Genomic DNA, 18824 nt, shown 5'->3' with positions numbered 1-18824 from the left:
ATATTTGATGTGGAGGTTAATGAAAAATGGCTCTTTACAAAGTTGAAATATGTGGTGTTAATACAGCAAAATTACCTTTACTTAAGAATGAAGAAAAGAAAGAACTTTTTGAGCGAATTCTGAAAGGGGATAAAGAAGCACGTGATCTCTATATCAGGGGAAATCTTCGATTGGTGTTAAGTATCATTCAACGATTTTCCAATAGCAATGAAAACGTGGATGATTTATTTCAGATTGGCTGTATTGGATTAATGAAAGCAATCGATAATTTTGATGTTACACAAAATGTAAAATTTAGTACTTACGCTGTGCCCATGATCATAGGTGAGATACGAAGGTATTTGCGTGATAATAATAGTATACGAGTAAGTCGTTCGTTACGGGATACAGCATACAAAGCAATCTATACAAAAGAAGCTTTGATGAAAAGAAATGATAAAGAGCCAACTGTTTGTGAGATTGCCAATGAAATTGGTATAAGTAAAGAAGATATTGTATTTGCTCTTGATGCGATACAAAGTCCCGTTTCTTTATACGAGCCTGTATATTCAGAAGGTGGAGATGCTTTGTATATTATGGATCAGATTAGTGACAAAAAGAATAAAGAAGAGAATTGGATAGAAGAGATTGCTTTAAAAGAAGCAATGAGTAAATTATCCGATCGAGAAAATAATATTATTAAGCTCCGCTTTTTTGAAGGTAAGACACAGATGGAAGTTGCAAATGAAATCTGCATATCACAAGCACAAGTATCCCGACTAGAAAAAACTGCACTTAAGAATATGAAGAATTATCTGGTAGGAAAATAAAGCAAAGGGGCGATTCGTTTGCGTTTCTGTGAGTTGAAAGAAAAGGAGGTAATAAACTGTAGGAATGGTCAACGCCTTGGATATGTATGTGACCTTGATTTCGATTCCTGTACAGCAAAGATACGATGTTTGATTGTTCCTGGTCCATGTAAGATCTGGGGAATCCTTGGTAGAGAAAGCGAGTATATTATTGATATTGCATGTGTGAAACAAATAGGATCAGATGTAATCTTAGTTGATGTTGATGAAGAACGCTGCTTGGTCGGATGCAAATATTGATAAATGCCGGCAAATGCTGTTTTAAACGAAAAGTTCTTGACATAATAAAATCAATTACTATAATTAAAACTATGACAAATGTGTAATTGAGGGGGGACTTTTATGAAGTGTCCATTTTGTGGAGAAGAGAATACAAGAGTAATAGACTCTAGACCAGCAGATGATAACAGCTCCATTCGAAGAAGGAGGCAGTGTGATCAATGCAAGAAACGTTTTACGACTTATGAGAAGATAGAAGTAATCCCTTTAGTGGTGATCAAGAAAGATTTGAACCGTGAACCATACAATCGCTCTAAAATTGAAGCAGGTGTATTCCGTTCTTGTCATAAAAGACCAATTTCTGTAGATAATATAACAGCAGTGGTGGATGACATTGAGAATACCATATTCAATTTGGATAAAAATGAGATTAACAGTAGTTTAATTGGAGAGATCGTTATGGATAAGCTAAAGGAATTAGATCCTGTAGCATATGTACGCTTTGCTTCTATATATAGAGAATTTAAAGATGTGAATACCTTTATGGACGAACTGAAGAAGATTCTTGATAATAAAGAAGAATAAGGAAGTTAGTAGAATGATGAATTAAGAGGACTATGTAATGTGCTTTGACATGTTATGTAGTCTTTTTTATATATTGGGAAAGTCCTCCAACTTTCCTACTAAATAAACCCTCCGAGGGATACGCACTCGCACATAAGGTAGATGTCAGCTAAAGCAGACTTTGTTCTATACTAGTTCCTATTGGTTGGCCAATGTTTTGATTACTTATGACAACCTATGGACGTACAGTTGGGAAAAGAGATTGATTGGACGAGTTGATTCATTGTCATCAAGTAAATTGATAATACGACACTTTGTAGACTGTTGAAAGGACATGCAAAACGAAAACGAAGTTAGAGAAATTGAAGGGCGAAAGAGTAAATGCGAACGAATCTTGTCATACTGAGAAATATGTGATATATTGGTAAAGAATGGTTCTTGAGTCTTGAAGAGAGAGAAAGGATCATATTTATGTTTAGTAAAACATTTTGTGCTACTACCCATGGTATAGAAGGTATACCGATTCAAGTAGAAGCAGATGTCAGTGATGGACTACCATGTTTTGATATGGTGGGTTTTTTGGCTTCAGAAGTAAAAGAAGCAAAGGAACGCGTACGAATTGCTTTAAAAAATTCAGAGTTTCGGATTCCGCCAAAACGAATCACAATTAATCTATCGCCTGCAGACATTCGAAAAGAAGGTACTGCATTTGATTTTCCTATCGCAATCGCGATTCTAGTCGCATCTGGCTATATTCCTCAAGAAAATGTGAAAGATTGTATGATGGTCGGAGAGTTAAGTCTTGATGGTCATCTGCAACGAGTAAATGGAGTTTTACCCATTGCATATTCCGCCGCAATACATGGATTTAAGAGATTTATTCTTCCATATGATAATGCCAAAGAAGGTGCAGTTGTATCTGAACTTGATGTTATTGGCGTTCGAACGTTACAGGAAGCGGTTGAATACCTATTGGGGGGTCGAATCATTGAACCAACTTTTGTAGATGTGGATACTTTATTTGCTACTACCGAGAAGATACAAACAGAAGATTTTGCAGATTTGGTGGGACAAAAACTAATGAAGCGTGCTGTAGAAGTTGCTGTAGCAGGCATGCATAATATAGCGATAATCGGTCCACCTGGAGCGGGTAAAACAATGATAGCAAAACGAATTCCTGGTATTATGCCGCCTTTAGAATGGAACGAAAGTATGGAAATTTCAAAAGTATATAGTATTGCAGGGATGTTAGGAGAAGATCAAGTATTGGTCCAACAACGTCCATTTCGTTCTCCACACCATACGATCACGCCAACTGCTTTAGTAGGTGGTGGAAGAATACCTACGCCAGGAGAGATTAGCCTATCCTCGGGAGGTGTGCTTTTCTTGGATGAATTACCGGAGTTCCAAACAAGAACATTGGAGGTATTACGACAACCGTTAGAAGAAAAGAATATTACGATAACGAGATTACAGGGAAACTATACTTATCCAGCGAACTTTATGCTTGTAACGGCATTAAACCCATGTAAGTGTGGGTATTATCCAGATCGAAATCGCTGTAGTTGTTCCGTTGAACAAGTGAAACAATATTTGGGGAAAATATCGCGTCCACTTTTGGATCGGATAGATATATGTGTAGAAACTAGTCCTGTAGAATACCAAGATTTGACGAATACGGTTCAGGGGGAATCATCAGCTTCTATACAGAAGCGAATTCTTCAAGCGAGGAAGTTGCAAAGGGAACGATATGAAGATGCGGGAATCTATTATAATGCGCTACTGAATGCAAAACAGATCAAGAAATATTGCAGACTGGAAAGAGAAGAAGAAAAGGTATTAGAAAATGCATTCTCAACATTGAATTTAAGTGCTAGAGCATACCATCGTATTCTGAAAGTGTGTAGAACAATAGCAGATCTGGCAGGAGAAGAACGAATACGAAAAGAGCATTTATACGAAGCAATCAGTTATCGTAGTTTGGACAAGAAATATTGGGGGGATCTATAGATGATAACAGAACGGGAAAGACTAATGTGGTATGCTTGGTCAAAAAAAGAGGAGATTGGCTATGGAGAAACGAGAAAACTCCTCTTATATTATGGAAACATAGAGGAACTATATCGGCTGAGCAAGGAGGAGATTACCCAGATCCCTTGGATATCTGAGCGAGCAAAAAAACGAATGATGGAGCCATATGAAGAGGAAACAGAATATAATGCGTATATGAAACTGTCTAAGGTAGGTGCGCACTTTATTCTACCAGAGGATGAAGCATATCCAACACAATTAAAACAGATGTATGATCCACCTTGGTTTTTGTACTATAAGGGAGATACGCCAGCATTGGATTTACCATGTGTAGCTATCATTGGTGCACGTGCATGTACTGCATACGGTGCTACAATTGCAAAAGAGTTAGCAAAAAAACTTGCTACAAGAAAGATTCAGATCATCAGCGGGTTAGCAAAAGGAATTGACGGGTATGCACATAAAGGAGCGTTAGAAGCCGGAGGAAGGACGTATGGCGTAATTGGAAGTGGACTTTCCCATTGCTATCCAAAAGAAAACGAATACCTTTATGAAGAGGTTAGCAAGCATGGAGGAATATTGTCAGAATACCCGATGCATTCACAAGCAATCCCGTTCCATTTTCCAATTCGAAATCGAATTATTGCGGGTCTTTCTGACAGTATTGTTGTGGTAGAAGCAAAAGAAAAAAGTGGAACACTGATTACAGTAGATAGTGGTCTCGAGCAGGGGAAGGATATCTATGCTATACCAGGAAAAATAACGGATCCCTTATCTATAGGATGCAACAGACTAATTCAGAATGGGGCAAAACTAGTACAATCTGCGGAAGACATCATCGAAGAACTAAGTGTGCGTTATCCGTATCTGCAAAAGAAAAGAAAGAAAAGTAAACAACAAATGATCCTGTTGGATGAGGAAGTAACGGAAGAAGAAAAATGCATACTAAAAGAATTGGATTTTGAACCGATTCATCTGGAACAACTGTTGGAACGGACGAGTTATTCAATAACAAAGGTAATGGAAATCTTATTTGTCTTGCAGACGAAGGAATTTGTGAAAGAGATTTCAACGAATTATTATATAAGATTGGTAGCATTTGCTTATCATTAGCATATCATTTATAGAAAGTGAATACGATGACTTTGAGATAGTAATTATACCCAAAATATGAAAAAAAATAATAATGTGCTTGAAACGTATGAAAAAATAGTGTATGCTATGTTAAGTTTAGACACGGTAATACAGAGGAGATAATTGGTATTGACGTTGTTGATAACAAGGAATAAATCTGTTGATATGTACGGGCGTATACAGATTTGCTTAATAATTAAAGGAGTGATTATATGCCAAAATATCTCGTGATAGTTGAATCACCTGCTAAGGCAAAGACAATAAAAAAATTTCTTGGTTCAAATTATGAAGTGTTGGCTTCGAGCGGTCATGTAAGAGATTTACCGAAAAGTAAATTGGGTTTTGATCCAGAGAATGATTTTGAACCTAAATATATAACAATTCGCGGCAAAGGAGACCTTCTAGCTAAGTTGCGTAAGGAAGTAAAAAAAGCAGACAAAGTATACCTTGCAACTGACCCTGACCGTGAAGGAGAAGCTATATCTTGGCATTTAGCAGCAGCGTTAAAACTTGATGATACATTATCGAATCGAATTACATTTAATGAAATAACAAAAAATGCGGTAAAGAATTCTTTAAAGCAAGCAAGAACCATTGATATGAATCTTGTAAACTCCCAACAAGCAAGAAGAATGTTAGACCGTATGGTGGGTTATCGAATCAGCCCACTTTTATGGGAAAAAGTAAAACGTGGTCTCAGTGCTGGTAGAGTACAGTCTGTTGCGTTGCGCATTATTTGTGATCGGGAAGAGGAAATCAATGCATTTATACCAAAAGAGTATTGGACATTGGAAACGACTCTTAAAATCGCTGGCGAAAAGAAACCACTTGTTGCAAAATTCTATGGAGATGAAAAAGGAAAGCTCGAAATAGAATCGGAAGAGCAGATGAATGAAATCATTAAAAAGCTGGAGAATGCAACCTACAGTGTGACAGATGTAAAAAAAGGAGAACGAATTAAAAAAGCACCATTGCCGTTTACTACCAGTACAATGCAGCAGGAAGCAGCTAAAGTACTTAATTATTCAACACAAAAGACAATGCGTATTGCACAGCAATTGTATGAAGGTGTTGACGTAAAAGGACATGGTACGATTGGTTTGATTTCTTACTTGCGTACAGATTCTACACGTATTTCAGATGAAGCAGATGCAAGTGCAAAAGATTTCATTAAGGAACAATATAGTGAGACATATGTTGCAGCAGAGGATATGAACAAGAATTCTAAGAAAAAAATCCAAGATGCACATGAAGCAATACGTCCTACTTATGTAGAGATGACACCTACAATCATTAAAGAGTCTCTAAGCAGAGATCAATTCCGTTTGTATCAATTAATATGGAAACGATTTATTGCTTCTCGTATGCAACCTGCAAAGTATGAGACTACTTCTGTAAAAATTGCAGCAAATGGATATCGTTTTACTACGAGTGCTTCTAAGCTTGTGTTTGACGGTTTCTTATCTGTATATAGTACAGAAGAAGATAAAGAAGAAAATAACAGTTTGTCAAAATCGCTTGATGCGGAATCAAAATTATCACTGGAAACAATGGATTCAAAACAACATTTCACACAACCACCTGCACATTTTACAGAAGCTTCTTTGGTTAAGACGTTGGAAGAATTGGGAATTGGTCGTCCAAGTACGTATGCACCTACGATTACAACAATCATTGCAAGACGTTATGTGGCAAAAGAGAATAAGAATCTATATGTTACAGAACTTGGTGAAATTGTGAATAAAATTATGCTACAAGCATTTTCTACAATTGTCGACGTTAACTTTACAGCCAATCTTGAAATGCTTTTGGACTGTGTAGAAACAGGAACTGTCAATTGGAAGACTGTTGTAAGTAATTTCTACCCTGACTTAGATGAGGCTGTAAAAAATGCCGAAGAAAAGCTTGAGAAGATCAAGATAGAAGACGAAGTAACTGATGTAGTTTGTGAGGAATGTGGACGTAACATGGTAATTAAATATGGACCACATGGAAAATTCCTTGCTTGTCCTGGATTTCCAGATTGCCGTAATACGAAACCGTATCTAGAGAAAATAGGCGTAAATTGTCCAAAGTGTGGCAAAGAAGTAGTAATCCGTAAGACGAAAAAAGGAAGAAAGTACTATGGTTGTGAAAGCAATCCAGAATGTGATTTCATGACATGGCAAAAGCCAACCAATGAGAAATGTCCAAAATGCGACAATGTCATGGTTGAACGAGGTAATAATTTGGTTTGTCTTGGCGAAACTTGCGGTTTCACAAAACAGAAGGAAAAGAAAAAAGAAGATTAATGGTAATAACTAATACCATATAATTATTAATAAATACTATTTTTTTATATAAAATCAGTATTATTTAAAAGAATTGTGCTATAATTGTCAAACAACTATTGTTTTTATTCAAAATGTATGATAAACTTGGCTTATCAAGAAAAATTCTGTAAATAGTGAATTAAATACTGACGTTTTTGAGAATGTGGCCGAATTTTGTTAGAAGATTTTTGTGTAATGTTGAAAAGGAATCTCACTATTTACAATGAAGTACGTGATGTTAGGGTTTTGAGTTTATGTAATTAAAAGCAGGAGGGCTGACAATATGAGCGTGCAATTATTAGATAAAACAAGAAAAATTAATAAGTTACTTCACAATAATAATTCACATAAAGTTGTATTTAATGATATTTGTGATGTGCTTAGTGAGATTCTTGAATCTAACATATTGGTTATAAGTAAAAAAGGAAAAGTTCTAGGAATTAAGAATCGCAATGATTTCAAAGAAATTAAGGAATTGATCAAAGATAGTGTTGGTGGTCATATTGATAATTTGTTAAATGAAAGGTTACTCAATGTATTATCTACCAAAGAAAATGTGAATCTATTGACGCTTGGTTTTGAATTTGAAAACATTAATGATTATCAGGCAATGATTACTCCAATTGAGATTGCAGGAGAACGATTAGGAACCTTATTCCTATATAAGAATGATTCACAATATATCATTGATGATATTATTCTTAGTGAGTATGGAACAACCGTTGTTGGATTAGAGATGATGCGTTCTGTAAATGAAGAAAATGCAGAAGAACATAGAAAAGTGCAGATTGTAAAATCTGCGATCAGTACATTATCATTTTCTGAACTAGAAGCGATTACACATATTTTTGAAGAATTAGATGGTAATGAAGGAATTCTAGTAGCAAGTAAAATTGCTGACCGCGTTGGGATTACGAGATCAGTTATCGTAAACGCACTTAGAAAGTTTGAAAGTGCCGGTGTTATCGAATCAAGATCATCTGGAATGAAAGGCACGTATATTAAAGTTCTCAATGACGTTGTTTTTGATGAACTTAAAAAACTAAAATATAAATAGTGAGTAGAATGGATAGAAATCGCGGGGGATTCTTTCTTAGATACATAGAATTGTTTATTGCGAATTCATTCACTATGTAAAGAATTTGCATTGAAGAATGCAAATTCTTTTTTGCGTTAAAGTATAGTTAATGAGAAGCATTTGGCATGAGAGAATATAGTAAAATGTGATAGGATCACCAATATACAGATCCTTGGAGTACATAAGAAAAGGCTCTAAAAGAAATTGTATGAAAACGAAAGGGGATAAAATAAATTTTTTGAAAATTACAAAATAAAAAAAGTTTATATTTATAAAAAAAAGGGTTGAATATATATACTTATTAATACTATAATTATTTGTAGAAGAAAAAAGCTTGTAAATATCGAAAAAATAGATGTTTGGTCGAAGAAATACACATAAGCTAGTAAAATAATCCTATTTACTTTAAATATAGGGAGCAAATAAAACAGATTATAGTCGACAAATGGCTTAAATAAAGGATTTTTAGAAAAGAACAAAGAAATATTTCAAATTGTACAAGAAAGAAATAAAACTTGTCTTTTTGACAAAAATCTATATAATTATTATAAGAGATGCTTTGAAAGGAAGTGTAAGGAAATGATATTATCAGATGCATACAATTACATCAACATAACTGAGAAAGCTGCTACGGCTAGTAAGTTGAGAAGCACGGTTATCGCAAATAATATTGCAAATGTAAGTACACCAAATTACAAAAGACAAGATGTGCAATTTGAATCAATATTAGCTTCACAATTAGCAGGGGGCGGTAGTTTGGATTCAAAAGTAGCGAATACAAATTTATCAGTTCTGAACGGTAGAGTATATACTGATAATGCAAATTTGAGTTATCGGTTGGATGGAAATAATGTTGACATTTCTACGGAAAGTTCATATTATGCACAAAGCCAATTAAGATATAATACGTTGGTAGATTATATGACACGCGGTTTTAGTGCAATTAAGATCGCGATGGGCAAGTAATCGCAATTAATAGATAGATAATGAACCTAGGATGGAGGAATAGCATGTCGTTATTTAATGCAATGAACGTAAGTGCAAGTGGTATGACAGCACAGCAATTGAGAACAGATATTATTTCTCAGAATATCGCGAATGTAAACACTACTCGTGGTGCTGATGGAAAACCATATGTTAGAAAAACAGTAGTATTTGAGGAAAAAGATACGAGAAGTTTTAGTGGTGTTTTAAAGAATGTGCTAGCTTCTAGCAATGGTGTTAAAGTCACGAAGATTGTAGAAGATACAGATACGCCAATGAGAAAGGTTTATGATCCTTCTCATCCGGATGCAGATGAAGATGGATATGTGAGCTATCCTAATGTTGATACAGTAACTGAGATGACCAATCTTATTGATTCAAGCCGTGCTTATGAAGCGAATATCACCTGCTTCAATGGGGCAAAAGCGATGGAATCCAAAGCGTTGGAAATTGGTAAATAATTAGGAGGCTTACGAGATGAATATTAATGCAATAAGCGGTATTTCGGGTGTGCTAGGTACGACGAGTACAAGTGCGGTTACGAAGACAAGCAAAGGTACAGGTTTTGAAAACTTGTTCCAGTCTGCGTTAAACATGATTGATGAAACGAATACATTATCCAACCAAGCAGAAGAGGAAGCGATAAAGTATTCTTTGGGTTATTCTGACAGTGCACTTGATTTAATGGTAGCTCAGACAAAAGCTAATACATCCTTACAATATACGGTTGCAGTGAGAGATAAAGTTTTAGAGGCTTACAAAGAAATTATGAATATGCAATTTTAGCGGATAAAATTGAGTCTTATAGTGTGACATAAGATTTATGCTCATATTAGAAAGAAAATAACCCATAAACTTATTAACTCATATTAGGTAAGGGTGATTAGAGGAGCGTTACGATGGTAGAAAGATTAAAAAAAATACCTACCACGTTACTTGAAACGTGGAACAAATTTACGAGCAAACAGAAAACACTGATTATTAGTGTTGTCTTGGCTGTGTTTTTAACGATTGTCATACTAGTTTACATGCTATCTCGTACAACATGGAAAAAACTGACGAATTGTGAGAATACAAAACAAACAAATGAAATAGTTACTTTGCTTGATGAAGATGGAATTGCTCATAAAGAATCAGATGATGGATTAACAATCTATGTAGACGAGAAGAAGTATACGGATGCGTTATTGAAATTAGGATCTGCGGACGTAATGACGACTGGAATGACAACAGATGATTTGTTTGATACAAGTATTACGACAACACAGAGTGAGAGAGATTTAAAAGCTGTAATTTACCTACAAGATGATATTGCACGTTCTATTCGAGAGAATATGACAGGCGTGAAAGATGCGGTTGTATACATAGGAGATTCTTCAAGTTCATATACAATCTTTGAAGATGAAAAAGAAAAACCCGCATGTGTACTACTTACTGTAAATGATGATTTCAGTACAACTTCAGCTGAAGCAATTGCAATGATGGTTGCTTCTGCCATTGGAAATCAATCAACAGAAAAAATTAAAGTTACAGATCAAAATGGAAATGTATTGTTTAATGGTACAAGCGATTTGTATTCAGTAGGCAATTTTAAAACGAATTTTGAATATAAAGAAAAATTAAATGCAACTATATCAAATAACATTTATATGATGATGTTGAAATTAGGATATGACGATGCAGAGATTGGTCTTAATCTAAAATTGGATATGGATGTTGTAGAAGAGTTGAAGAATGAATATACGCCAGCTGAAGGACAAGAACAAGGTGTATACAAATCAAGCTATAATTATGAGTCAACTGGTACAAATTCATCAGGTGGAGTTCCTGGAACGGATTCTAATGACGGAACAGATTATTTAACAAGTGATTCTACAAGTTCTGATTCATCAACTAAAACTTCTCAGATTGAATATTTGCCAAATGAACGATCAACGAATACGAAGAAAGAAGTAGGGGCTATTGTTCCTGAAGATTCTTCGATTGCAATTATCCTAACGAAGTATGTAGTTTATAAAGAAGAGGATTTGAAAAATCAAGGTCTTCTTGATGATATGTCATTTGATGAATATGTTAAAGCGAATAATACAAGAACAAAATTAGAGGTTGATGAAGATACCATTACTACTGTAGCTAACACAACAGGAATCTCATCAAATTCCATAAGTGTACAAGCATTCGAAGTTCCAGTATTCCAAGCAACAGAAGAGGGACAATCGAAAGCTACGAATTATCTTGCAATTATTTTATTTGTTCTTATTGTAGCATTATTATTATTTGTTGTATTCAAAGGAACGGCACCTGTGGAAGTTACAGAACAGGAACCAGAACTTTCAGTTGAGCAATTATTAGCTACAACGAAAGAAAATCAAACACTTGAAGATATTGAGTTCAGTGAAAAATCTGAAACTAGAAAGATGATAGAGAAATTCGTCGATGAGAATCCAGAAGCAGTTGCACAATTGCTTAGAAATTGGCTCAACGATGATTGGGGGTGATCGTGTATGGCAACACAAAAAAATAGTGAAATATCAGGCGTTCAAAAGGCTGCAATTTTACTAATCGCTTTAGGACCAGAAAAATCAGCTAATATATTCAAACATTTAAAAGAAGATGAAATTGAACAATTGACACTTGAAATTGCCAACACACGAAGCATTTCGCAAAGTGTAAAAGATGAAGTATTAGATGAGTTTTACGAGATTTGTCTTGCGCAACAGTATATTGCCGAAGGTGGTATTGGGTACGCAAAAGAGCTTCTTGAAAAAGCTCTTGGTACAGATAAAGCGAGAGATGTTATTGGAAAACTTACTGCAAGTTTACAAGTACGTCCATTCGAGTTTATTCGTAAGACAGACGCAAGTCAGTTATTAAACTTTATCCAAGACGAGCATCCACAAACGATTGCTTTGATCTTATCCTATCTGTCCTCAAATCAATCAGCAGCAATCATATCATCTCTTGCTCCGGATAAGCAAGCAGATGTAGCAAAACGTATTGCTCAGATGGACCGTACATCACCAGATGTAATCAAAGAGGTGGAAAAAGTATTGGAAAGAAAGTTATCTTCTTTAGTAAATCAGGATTACACGATTGTTGGTGGTGTGGATTCTATCGTAGAAATCTTAAATACAGTTGATCGTGGAACTGAAAAACATATTATGGAAACTCTTGAAATTGAAGAACCAGAACTTGCTGATGAAATCAGAAGAAAGATGTTTGTATTCGAAGATATTCTTTCTCTTGATGATAAGTCAATCCAGAGAGTACTTAGAGAAGTTGATAATAATGAATTAGCTGTTGCGTTGAAAGGATCTACAGAAGAAGTCCAAACGGTTATCTTTAATAACCTATCAAAACGTTTATCTGCCATGATTAAAGAAGATATGGACTTTATGGGACCAATTCGTATGAAGGATGTTGAAGAAGCACAACAGAAGATTGTTAATATCATACGTAAGTTAGAAGACTCTGGTGAAATAATTATCTCCAGAGGCGGAGGTGACGAGATCGTTGTCTAGTAATTTAATAAAGTATAATTACGTTAACTATGATAAAGAAGAGAAGATTATTATCGACTCTGACTCTAAGCTTCCTTATTTTAAACCTCTAAGTTTTGATCATCTTGAAGTGTTAAATGTGGATCAGAATACAGTAGCTGAGGAAGGCTTGGACAATTTTGTTCCAGGTCTACAAGCTATGCCAGTCAGCCAGATAGAGCAGGTTGATATGGAGGCAATAAAGAAAGAAGCAGATGAGATTCTTGAAAAAGCAAAAATAGAAGCCGCAGACATTGTTCATGCTGCACAGGTTGAATCAAATCAAATTGTGGAAGAAGCAAAGAAAGACGGCTATCAGCAAGGATATGAAGATGGAAAAGCAGAGATTGGAAAACTGCAAGAAGATCTAAAAAAACAAATTCAAGATAATGCAAAAGAACAACAAAAATTTTTGCAGTCAATCGAACCACAATATACAAGTATTCTTATTAAATTGCTAGAAAAGTTAACAGGTGTTGTTTCATCTGAATATAAATCAGTAATCTTGCATTTGATTCAGAAAGCACTTGATGATAATACCAATGATGAAAATTACTGTATTCGTGTATCAAGAGAAGATTATGAGTACGTTAAGACAAAAGTTGACGCAATCAAAGCAATGTTAAAAGAAAATGCAATCGTTGAAGTTGTGATTGATAATAAGTTGGAAAAATCCCAATGTTTTATCGAAACAGATACGAGTGTAATTGATTGTAGTTTGAATGCACAGTTAGAGAACTTAGTTACTGATTTACGTATGTTAGCAGGAATATAGAATTAGAGGAAAGCAGGTAATCAATTGAGCATGATAGACTTTAATAAATACACGGAATTGCTTGACCGAAAGTATGAGCGAAGACTTGGAAAAGTTGTTAAAGTTGTTGGTCTTACAATTGAATCGATTGGTCCAAGTGCAAATCTTAATGATTTGTGTGTGATTACCTCGCAAGACAAAACACAGAAAATTATGGCGGAGGTAGTAGGATTCCGGGATAATCGAATTTTATTGATGCCATATGGGAATGTCGAAGGTGTTGGAATTGGAAGTATGGTTGAAAGTACACATCAACCATTGCAAGTACAAGCAGGTGATGATCTGCTTGGAAAGACTTTAGATGGTTTAGGAATTCCGATTGATGGGACACAGCTATATACAGGCAAGTCTTATCCTGTAGCTGCGGAGCCACCTGACCCACTGAAAAGAAAGATTATTGATTCTGTACTACCACTGGGAGTAAAAGCGGTTGATGGATTGATTACGGTTGGTAAGGGACAAAGAATTGGTATATTTGCAGGTAGTGGTGTTGGAAAAAGTACGTTACTTGGTATGTTCGCCCGCAATACAAAAGCAGATATTAATGTGATTGCATTGATTGGAGAACGTGGAAGGGAAGTACGAGAATTCATTGAACGAGATTTAGGTGAGGAAGGAATGCGTAGGTCGATCGTTGTTGTAGCAACATCAGATAAACCAGCATTAATTCGTAATAAAGCTGCAAAAACAGCAACAGCAATTGCTGAGTATTTTAGAGACCAGGGGAAAGATGTTCTATTAATGATGGATTCTTTAACACGTTTTTCAATGGCACAACGTGAGATTGGACTTGCATCTGGAGAACCACCAGTATCCCGAGGATATCCACCAAGTGTATATTCTGAAATGCCGAAACTTCTTGAACGAGCGGGTAATTCCGATGTTGGATCAATCACAGGTCTATATACTGTATTGGTAGATGGTGATGATTTCAATGAACCAATCACAGATACGGCGAGAGGTATTCTAGATGGTCATATTGTTTTATCTAGAAAGTTAGGACATAAAAATCATTATCCTGCAATTGATATCTTACAGAGTATATCCCGTGTTATGAGTTCAATAGCAACAAAAGAACACAAACAGAATGCAGGAAAACTTAAGAATGTACTAGCAACTTATAGTGAAGCGGAAGATCTAATTAATATAGGTGCATATAAATCAGGTTCCAATAAGAATATTGACTATGCAATTGAAAAGATTGATGCTGTTAATGGATTCTTAATGCAGAATGTAGATGAAAAGTATGAGTTTAACGAAGTTGTCTCTTTGCTAGGCAATATATTTGAAGAATAGGTGATCAAGTGGCCAAATTCCTTTATACAATGCAGAATATACTAGATATTAAGTATAAATTAGAAGAGCAACAGAAGACGGCGTTTTCTTTGGCAATGCAGAAGTTAACAAAAGAAGAAGAAAAGCTGAAACTTCTTCAAGAAAAGAAGAACAGTTATCAGAATGAGCTGAAAATGAGAGTTCAATCTGCACTGGATATCAAAAATATAAAATGGTATGAAAATGCAGTTGAAACAATGAAATACAAGATAAAAATACAGATTCTTGTAGTGAAAAGAGCAGAAAATGAATTAGAAGCTGTAAGGGTCAGGCTAACCGAAATTATGGTTGATCGAAAAACTCATGAAAAACTTAAAGAAAATGAGTTTGAAGAGTTCAAAAAAGAACTAAATTCCATTGAAAATAAGGAAGTTGATGAGTTAGTTAGTTTCAAATATAACAATAATACGGTAAGTAGTGAGGAAGATTAAGTATGGCAAAAAACAATAATGGAAATGAGATTGAACTGGATAACGAAGAAAAAGGCGGAAGTCGAATTGTTACAGTACTTATTGCTGTACTTATTGTTCTAATATGGCTTGCGATCTTTGCTTTATTAGTTAAATTCGATGTTGGTGGATTTGGTTCGGGTGTGTTACGTCCTATATTAAAAGATGTACCGATTGTTAATAAAATCTTACCAGATGTATCCGATGAACAAATTGCAGAAGAGAATGACTATGCATATAGCGATATCGCAAAAGCAAATGCGAGAATTAAAGAATTAGAAAGACAATTGGAATTAAGCCAAACGTCTAGTTCAACAACTAATAGTACAATTCTTGATCTACAAGCAGAAGTTGCAAGACTACAGGTGTTTGAAGATAATCAACTTGATTATGAAAAGAAATTGAAAGAGTTCAACGAAGAAGTTGTATTTGCAAAACAGGCACCGGATATTGAAGAATATAAGAAATTTTATGAGCAGATTGATCCTGCTAATGCAGAGGAGATCTATCGTCAGGTATGCGAACAGTTAGCTGCTGATGAATTAGTACAAGAACAAGCAGATCGATTTGCAAAGATGGATGCAAAGGTTGCTGCTGAGACAATGCAGGAGATGACAGGCGATATTAAATTAGTTTGTCAGATACTTAAGGCAATGAAACCTGCTCAAAGTGCTGCAATTATGAATGAAATGGATCCTTTATTTAATGCAAAAGTTGTAAAACGACTTTCTACATTAGAAGAGGAATAGGAAATCTCCTATGAATTTGATACTAGAGTAGATTTCACTTGAAAATCTATTTTAGATATATAACAAACTATGAAAGGAGGAAAAGAATGAAAGCAAGTGAAGTAATGTCGCAAATATCTACAATGACAACGTATCAGGCTTCTGCAAAAGCAAATAATGCAAAGAGCACATGTTTTCAAGATGTAATGGATACCAATCTTCAGTCAAAGCAAGATGATAAAAAGACAAGTGCTGCAGTTGATAAAAAATCTGAGAATGCATCGAAGATGAGCAACTTAGAGCAAAACACATCAAAAGATGCAGACAAAAAGGTTGTTAATTCATCAAAGAAAGATAGTGCTACGAAGACAGAAGCACAAACAACACAGAAAAATCCAATTGCAGATAAGATTGATCAAGCAACAAAAGAAATAAAGAATATTCTTATGGAGAACCTTGATATTACGGAGGAACAGCTTGAATCAATTATGACAGCACTTGGATTAGACTACCTTCAATTATTAGAACCTAGTAATTTAGCACAAGTATTCATGGAAGTAAATGGATTGACAGATCCAACGCAGATGTTGACAGATCAGCAACTGTCAGATCAATTCAGTCAATTAATTACAGAGATGAATGATGTGAAGTTGGAGGATTATGGTCTTACGAATGAAGAGGTAAATCAATACCTAGAACAACTTACTGCACCTAAAGTAGAAACTGGTGCAAAAGAAGAAGTTGTAGGGACTGCAGAAGTTCAAACAAACACAGAAGATGATGTTGTGAATGAGAATGCAGAGAAGACGAATACAAATGCAGAAACACAGAATATCAAAGTGGAAGTAGAAAAGTATTCGACAGATGCAGATACTCAATCATCGGATCAACAACAACAGAAATCTGAGGGTGCAATAGAACAAGCAAATGCAGCCACAATTGTAAACAATATCGCAAAATCTACAACAGTAGAGAGTTTTGGTGATGAACTTGTTCAGGTACAACAACTACGAGATATAGCGAATCAAGTAATTGAGCAGATTAAAGTAGTAATCAAACCAGAGCAAACGAGCATGGAGATGCATTTGAATCCAGAAAGTCTAGGAAAAGTTAATTTACTTGTGGCTCAAAAAGAAGGCGTATTAACTGCACAGTTTACCGTGCAAAATGATATTGCTAAAGAAGCCTTGGAAAGCCAGATCCAAACATTAAAAGATAACTTTTCGCAACAAGGCATTAAGGTTGATGCAGTTGAAGTAACCGTTTCCAATTTCCCATTTTCTCAAGATGATTTTACAGATGGAAATAAGGAACAACAGAAATCATCAAGCAAAAAGAGAAATATCAATTTAGCAGATTTAGATTTTTCTGAAAGTGATTATTCAGAGGAAGAAGAATTGAAAGTTGATATGATGCAAAAGAATGGTAACAGCATCGATTATAGTGCTTAACAAGGAGGAACAACTATGGCAGATTTAGTAAGTTCAATTACGGATGGGGTATTACAAAAGACTTCGTCGTTGACATCAGACACAGCAAATAGTAACTCACTTGGAAAAGATGCATTCTTACAATTACTTGTTACACAAATGAAATACCAAGATCCATTGAATCCATCTACGGATACAGAGTTTGTTTCGCAGTTAGCAACATTCTCTCAATTGGAACAATTGCAGAATCTTGGAACAACAATGACAAACTCCCAAGCTTTTGGTTTGGTAGGTAAAGATGTCATTATGAAATCAGAGGATTCCATTGGTAATACAACATATTATAGTGGTACCGTTGACTTTGTAACAGTAACGAATGGAAAAGCATATTTTTCAATTGCTGGTAAATTATATGCTGCAGAAAATCTTGATACAGTTATTGATGAAAATTATATGAATCAGTTGCCACAAGTAGCCGATACGGATATCTCATATAATATCGCAGATCCAAAAGATGCAACGGTTAAGATTAGCTTAGGATTTGGTAATTATTCTGCATCAAAAGCAATCGTATCAATTGATGGCAATGAAATCAATGAGGAATTTATTCGTATTGAAAATGGTGTTATGACAATTAAGAAAGAAGCTTTTGCAGACTTAAAAGAAGGAACTTATCGTGTTTCTGTATCTTTCAATAACACAATTGAGACAACAGCATCGAATAAAGTTACAGTTACGGTTGTTAATAAACCTGTGGAAGATACAAGTGGCTCTGATGCAAGTAAAGATTCAGGTAGTACAACCTAATTGATTTCGTAGTTTAGAGATAAGATGGAACTTTTCTCTGGGTGAGGTGATAAGATATGGATATCAGAAATAGTCAATATGCTTCTATTGGGCAGATTACGAATCAATATCTTCAAAAACGGAAAACGAATTTCGATCAGACAAACTCAGCTAATTCCGTATCCTTTTCTGATTTACTTGAAAGCAAAAAGAATGAAGCAAGTAGCGATACATATGAAGTTACATTAAAATTCTCAAAGCATGCAAATCAGAGAGTAGAGAGCAGGAATATTGAGTTGTCAGGAGAAGTCCTACAACGTTTAGAAGATGGCACAAGAAAAGCACAAGAAAAAGGCATAAAAGAATCGCTTGTTATGATTGACAGTTTGGCATTCATCGTCAATGTGCCAAGCAACACAGTAGTAACAGCGGTTACAGAAAATGAAAACAAGATATTCACGAATATTGATGGAGCTGTTATCGCATAAAAGCTGGACCTTAATGGAGGCTTATAACTTTTGAATGACAGATAAAGTTATTGGAATACCAAATTGCGAAACATGCGAATTTAAG

The 18824-nt window shown here is 35.1% G+C and carries 19 protein-coding genes; all 19 read left to right on the top strand.

The annotated features are described in order from the left end of the window. The first annotated feature begins 26 nt into the window (after nt 1–26). The 19 genes from sigG to HBB17_RS07490 all read left to right on the top strand — a co-directional run bounded on the left by sigG (nt 27) and on the right by HBB17_RS07490 (nt 18739). Nucleotides 27–809 (top strand): RNA polymerase sporulation sigma factor SigG, encoded by a 783-nt coding sequence (gene sigG / locus HBB17_RS07580; RefSeq protein WP_167956891.1) that lies wholly within the window; start codon nt 27–29, stop codon nt 807–809. Nucleotides 810–842: 33 nt separating this feature from the next. Beyond that, nucleotides 843–1088 (top strand): YlmC/YmxH family sporulation protein, encoded by a 246-nt coding sequence (locus HBB17_RS07575; RefSeq protein WP_330588180.1) that lies wholly within the window; start codon nt 843–845, stop codon nt 1086–1088. A 102-nt stretch (nt 1089–1190) separates the two neighbouring features. After that, nucleotides 1191–1652 (top strand): transcriptional regulator NrdR, encoded by a 462-nt coding sequence (gene nrdR / locus HBB17_RS07570; protein WP_167956889.1) that lies wholly within the window; start codon nt 1191–1193, stop codon nt 1650–1652. A gap of 450 nt (nt 1653–2102) precedes the next feature. Further along, nucleotides 2103–3641 carry a YifB family Mg chelatase-like AAA ATPase gene (locus tag HBB17_RS07565; RefSeq protein WP_167956888.1) on the top strand — a complete coding sequence of 513 codons (1539 nt, stop codon included), beginning with the start codon at nt 2103–2105 and terminating at the stop codon, nt 3639–3641. Further along, nucleotides 3642–4775: a DNA-processing protein DprA gene (gene dprA, locus HBB17_RS07560; RefSeq protein ID WP_167956887.1), complete on the top strand. Its 1134-nt coding sequence runs from the start codon at nt 3642–3644 to the stop codon at nt 4773–4775. A gap of 233 nt (nt 4776–5008) precedes the next feature. Then, nucleotides 5009–7087 carry a type I DNA topoisomerase gene (topA, locus tag HBB17_RS07555; protein WP_167956886.1) on the top strand — a complete coding sequence of 693 codons (2079 nt, stop codon included), beginning with the start codon at nt 5009–5011 and terminating at the stop codon, nt 7085–7087. A gap of 304 nt (nt 7088–7391) precedes the next feature. After that, on the top strand, nt 7392–8165 hold the full coding sequence (gene codY / locus HBB17_RS07550; protein ID WP_167956885.1) for a GTP-sensing pleiotropic transcriptional regulator CodY: 774 nt from the start codon (nt 7392–7394) through the stop codon (nt 8163–8165). A gap of 600 nt (nt 8166–8765) precedes the next feature. Beyond that, nucleotides 8766–9152 (top strand): flagellar basal body rod protein FlgB, encoded by a 387-nt coding sequence (flgB, locus tag HBB17_RS07545; RefSeq protein WP_167956884.1) that lies wholly within the window; start codon nt 8766–8768, stop codon nt 9150–9152. A 44-nt stretch (nt 9153–9196) separates the two neighbouring features. Further along, nucleotides 9197–9631 carry a flagellar basal body rod protein FlgC gene (gene flgC / locus HBB17_RS07540; RefSeq protein ID WP_167956883.1) on the top strand — a complete coding sequence of 145 codons (435 nt, stop codon included), beginning with the start codon at nt 9197–9199 and terminating at the stop codon, nt 9629–9631. A 16-nt stretch (nt 9632–9647) separates the two neighbouring features. Further along, a complete protein-coding gene (fliE, locus tag HBB17_RS07535; protein WP_167956882.1) occupies nt 9648–9956 on the top strand; it encodes a flagellar hook-basal body complex protein FliE in 309 nt (102 codons plus the stop codon). Nucleotides 9957–10069: 113 nt separating this feature from the next. After that, entirely contained in the window at nt 10070–11668 is a 1599-nt protein-coding gene (locus HBB17_RS07530; protein WP_167956881.1) for a flagellar M-ring protein FliF C-terminal domain-containing protein, read from the top strand. A 6-nt stretch (nt 11669–11674) separates the two neighbouring features. After that, nucleotides 11675–12691 carry a flagellar motor switch protein FliG gene (fliG, locus tag HBB17_RS07525; protein WP_167956880.1) on the top strand — a complete coding sequence of 339 codons (1017 nt, stop codon included), beginning with the start codon at nt 11675–11677 and terminating at the stop codon, nt 12689–12691. Beyond that, nucleotides 12684–13484 (top strand): FliH/SctL family protein, encoded by an 801-nt coding sequence (locus HBB17_RS07520; RefSeq protein WP_167956879.1) that lies wholly within the window; start codon nt 12684–12686, stop codon nt 13482–13484. The genes fliG and HBB17_RS07520 overlap by 8 nt, the downstream gene beginning before the upstream one ends. A gap of 30 nt (nt 13485–13514) precedes the next feature. Then, entirely contained in the window at nt 13515–14819 is a 1305-nt protein-coding gene (gene fliI / locus HBB17_RS07515) for a flagellar protein export ATPase FliI (protein WP_167956878.1), read from the top strand. Between the two features lie 29 nt (nt 14820–14848). After that, nucleotides 14849–15289: a flagellar export protein FliJ gene (gene fliJ, locus HBB17_RS07510; protein WP_238483700.1), complete on the top strand. Its 441-nt coding sequence runs from the start codon at nt 14849–14851 to the stop codon at nt 15287–15289. A 2-nt stretch (nt 15290–15291) separates the two neighbouring features. Further along, the gene (locus HBB17_RS07505) at nt 15292–16056 is read left to right on the top strand and encodes a MotE family protein (RefSeq protein WP_167956876.1); all 765 of its coding nucleotides are present in this window, start codon (nt 15292–15294) and stop codon (nt 16054–16056) included. A gap of 86 nt (nt 16057–16142) precedes the next feature. Further along, nucleotides 16143–17486: a flagellar hook-length control protein FliK gene (locus HBB17_RS07500; RefSeq protein ID WP_167956875.1), complete on the top strand. Its 1344-nt coding sequence runs from the start codon at nt 16143–16145 to the stop codon at nt 17484–17486. 15 nt (nt 17487–17501) lie between these two features. Next, complete coding sequence (locus HBB17_RS07495) at nt 17502–18272, top strand: flagellar hook capping FlgD N-terminal domain-containing protein (protein ID WP_167956874.1); 771 nt, start codon at nt 17502–17504, stop codon at nt 18270–18272. Nucleotides 18273–18328: 56 nt separating this feature from the next. Next, nucleotides 18329–18739 carry a TIGR02530 family flagellar biosynthesis protein gene (locus tag HBB17_RS07490; protein ID WP_167956873.1) on the top strand — a complete coding sequence of 137 codons (411 nt, stop codon included), beginning with the start codon at nt 18329–18331 and terminating at the stop codon, nt 18737–18739. Nucleotides 18740–18824 lie beyond the last annotated feature (85 nt).

Source organism: Anaerosporobacter faecicola, assembly GCF_012070565.1.
Taxonomy (GTDB): domain Bacteria; phylum Bacillota; class Clostridia; order Lachnospirales; family Lachnospiraceae; genus Anaerosporobacter; species Anaerosporobacter faecicola.
Note: the sequence above shows the minus strand (reverse complement) of the source record. Positions and strands in the feature narration are given on the sequence as shown.

What these genes read in the sequence shown, in the direction of transcription:
- sigG (WP_167956891.1), top strand. Translation starts at nt 27, where the DNA reads ATGGCTCTTTACAAAGTTGAAATATGTGGTGTTAATACAGCAAAATTA.
- nrdR (WP_167956889.1), top strand. Translation starts at nt 1,191, where the DNA reads ATGAAGTGTCCATTTTGTGGAGAAGAGAATACAAGAGTAATAGACTCT.
- HBB17_RS07565 (WP_167956888.1), top strand. Translation starts at nt 2,103, where the DNA reads ATGTTTAGTAAAACATTTTGTGCTACTACCCATGGTATAGAAGGTATA.
- dprA (WP_167956887.1), top strand. Translation starts at nt 3,642, where the DNA reads ATGATAACAGAACGGGAAAGACTAATGTGGTATGCTTGGTCAAAAAAA.
- topA (WP_167956886.1), top strand. Translation starts at nt 5,009, where the DNA reads ATGCCAAAATATCTCGTGATAGTTGAATCACCTGCTAAGGCAAAGACA.
- codY (WP_167956885.1), top strand. Translation starts at nt 7,392, where the DNA reads ATGAGCGTGCAATTATTAGATAAAACAAGAAAAATTAATAAGTTACTT.
- flgB (WP_167956884.1), top strand. Translation starts at nt 8,766, where the DNA reads ATGATATTATCAGATGCATACAATTACATCAACATAACTGAGAAAGCT.
- flgC (WP_167956883.1), top strand. Translation starts at nt 9,197, where the DNA reads ATGTCGTTATTTAATGCAATGAACGTAAGTGCAAGTGGTATGACAGCA.
- fliE (WP_167956882.1), top strand. Translation starts at nt 9,648, where the DNA reads ATGAATATTAATGCAATAAGCGGTATTTCGGGTGTGCTAGGTACGACG.
- HBB17_RS07530 (WP_167956881.1), top strand. Translation starts at nt 10,070, where the DNA reads ATGGTAGAAAGATTAAAAAAAATACCTACCACGTTACTTGAAACGTGG.
- fliG (WP_167956880.1), top strand. Translation starts at nt 11,675, where the DNA reads ATGGCAACACAAAAAAATAGTGAAATATCAGGCGTTCAAAAGGCTGCA.
- fliI (WP_167956878.1), top strand. Translation starts at nt 13,515, where the DNA reads ATGATAGACTTTAATAAATACACGGAATTGCTTGACCGAAAGTATGAG.
- fliJ (WP_238483700.1), top strand. Translation starts at nt 14,849, where the DNA reads ATGCAGAATATACTAGATATTAAGTATAAATTAGAAGAGCAACAGAAG.
- HBB17_RS07505 (WP_167956876.1), top strand. Translation starts at nt 15,292, where the DNA reads ATGGCAAAAAACAATAATGGAAATGAGATTGAACTGGATAACGAAGAA.
- HBB17_RS07500 (WP_167956875.1), top strand. Translation starts at nt 16,143, where the DNA reads ATGAAAGCAAGTGAAGTAATGTCGCAAATATCTACAATGACAACGTAT.
- HBB17_RS07495 (WP_167956874.1), top strand. Translation starts at nt 17,502, where the DNA reads ATGGCAGATTTAGTAAGTTCAATTACGGATGGGGTATTACAAAAGACT.
- HBB17_RS07490 (WP_167956873.1), top strand. Translation starts at nt 18,329, where the DNA reads ATGGATATCAGAAATAGTCAATATGCTTCTATTGGGCAGATTACGAAT.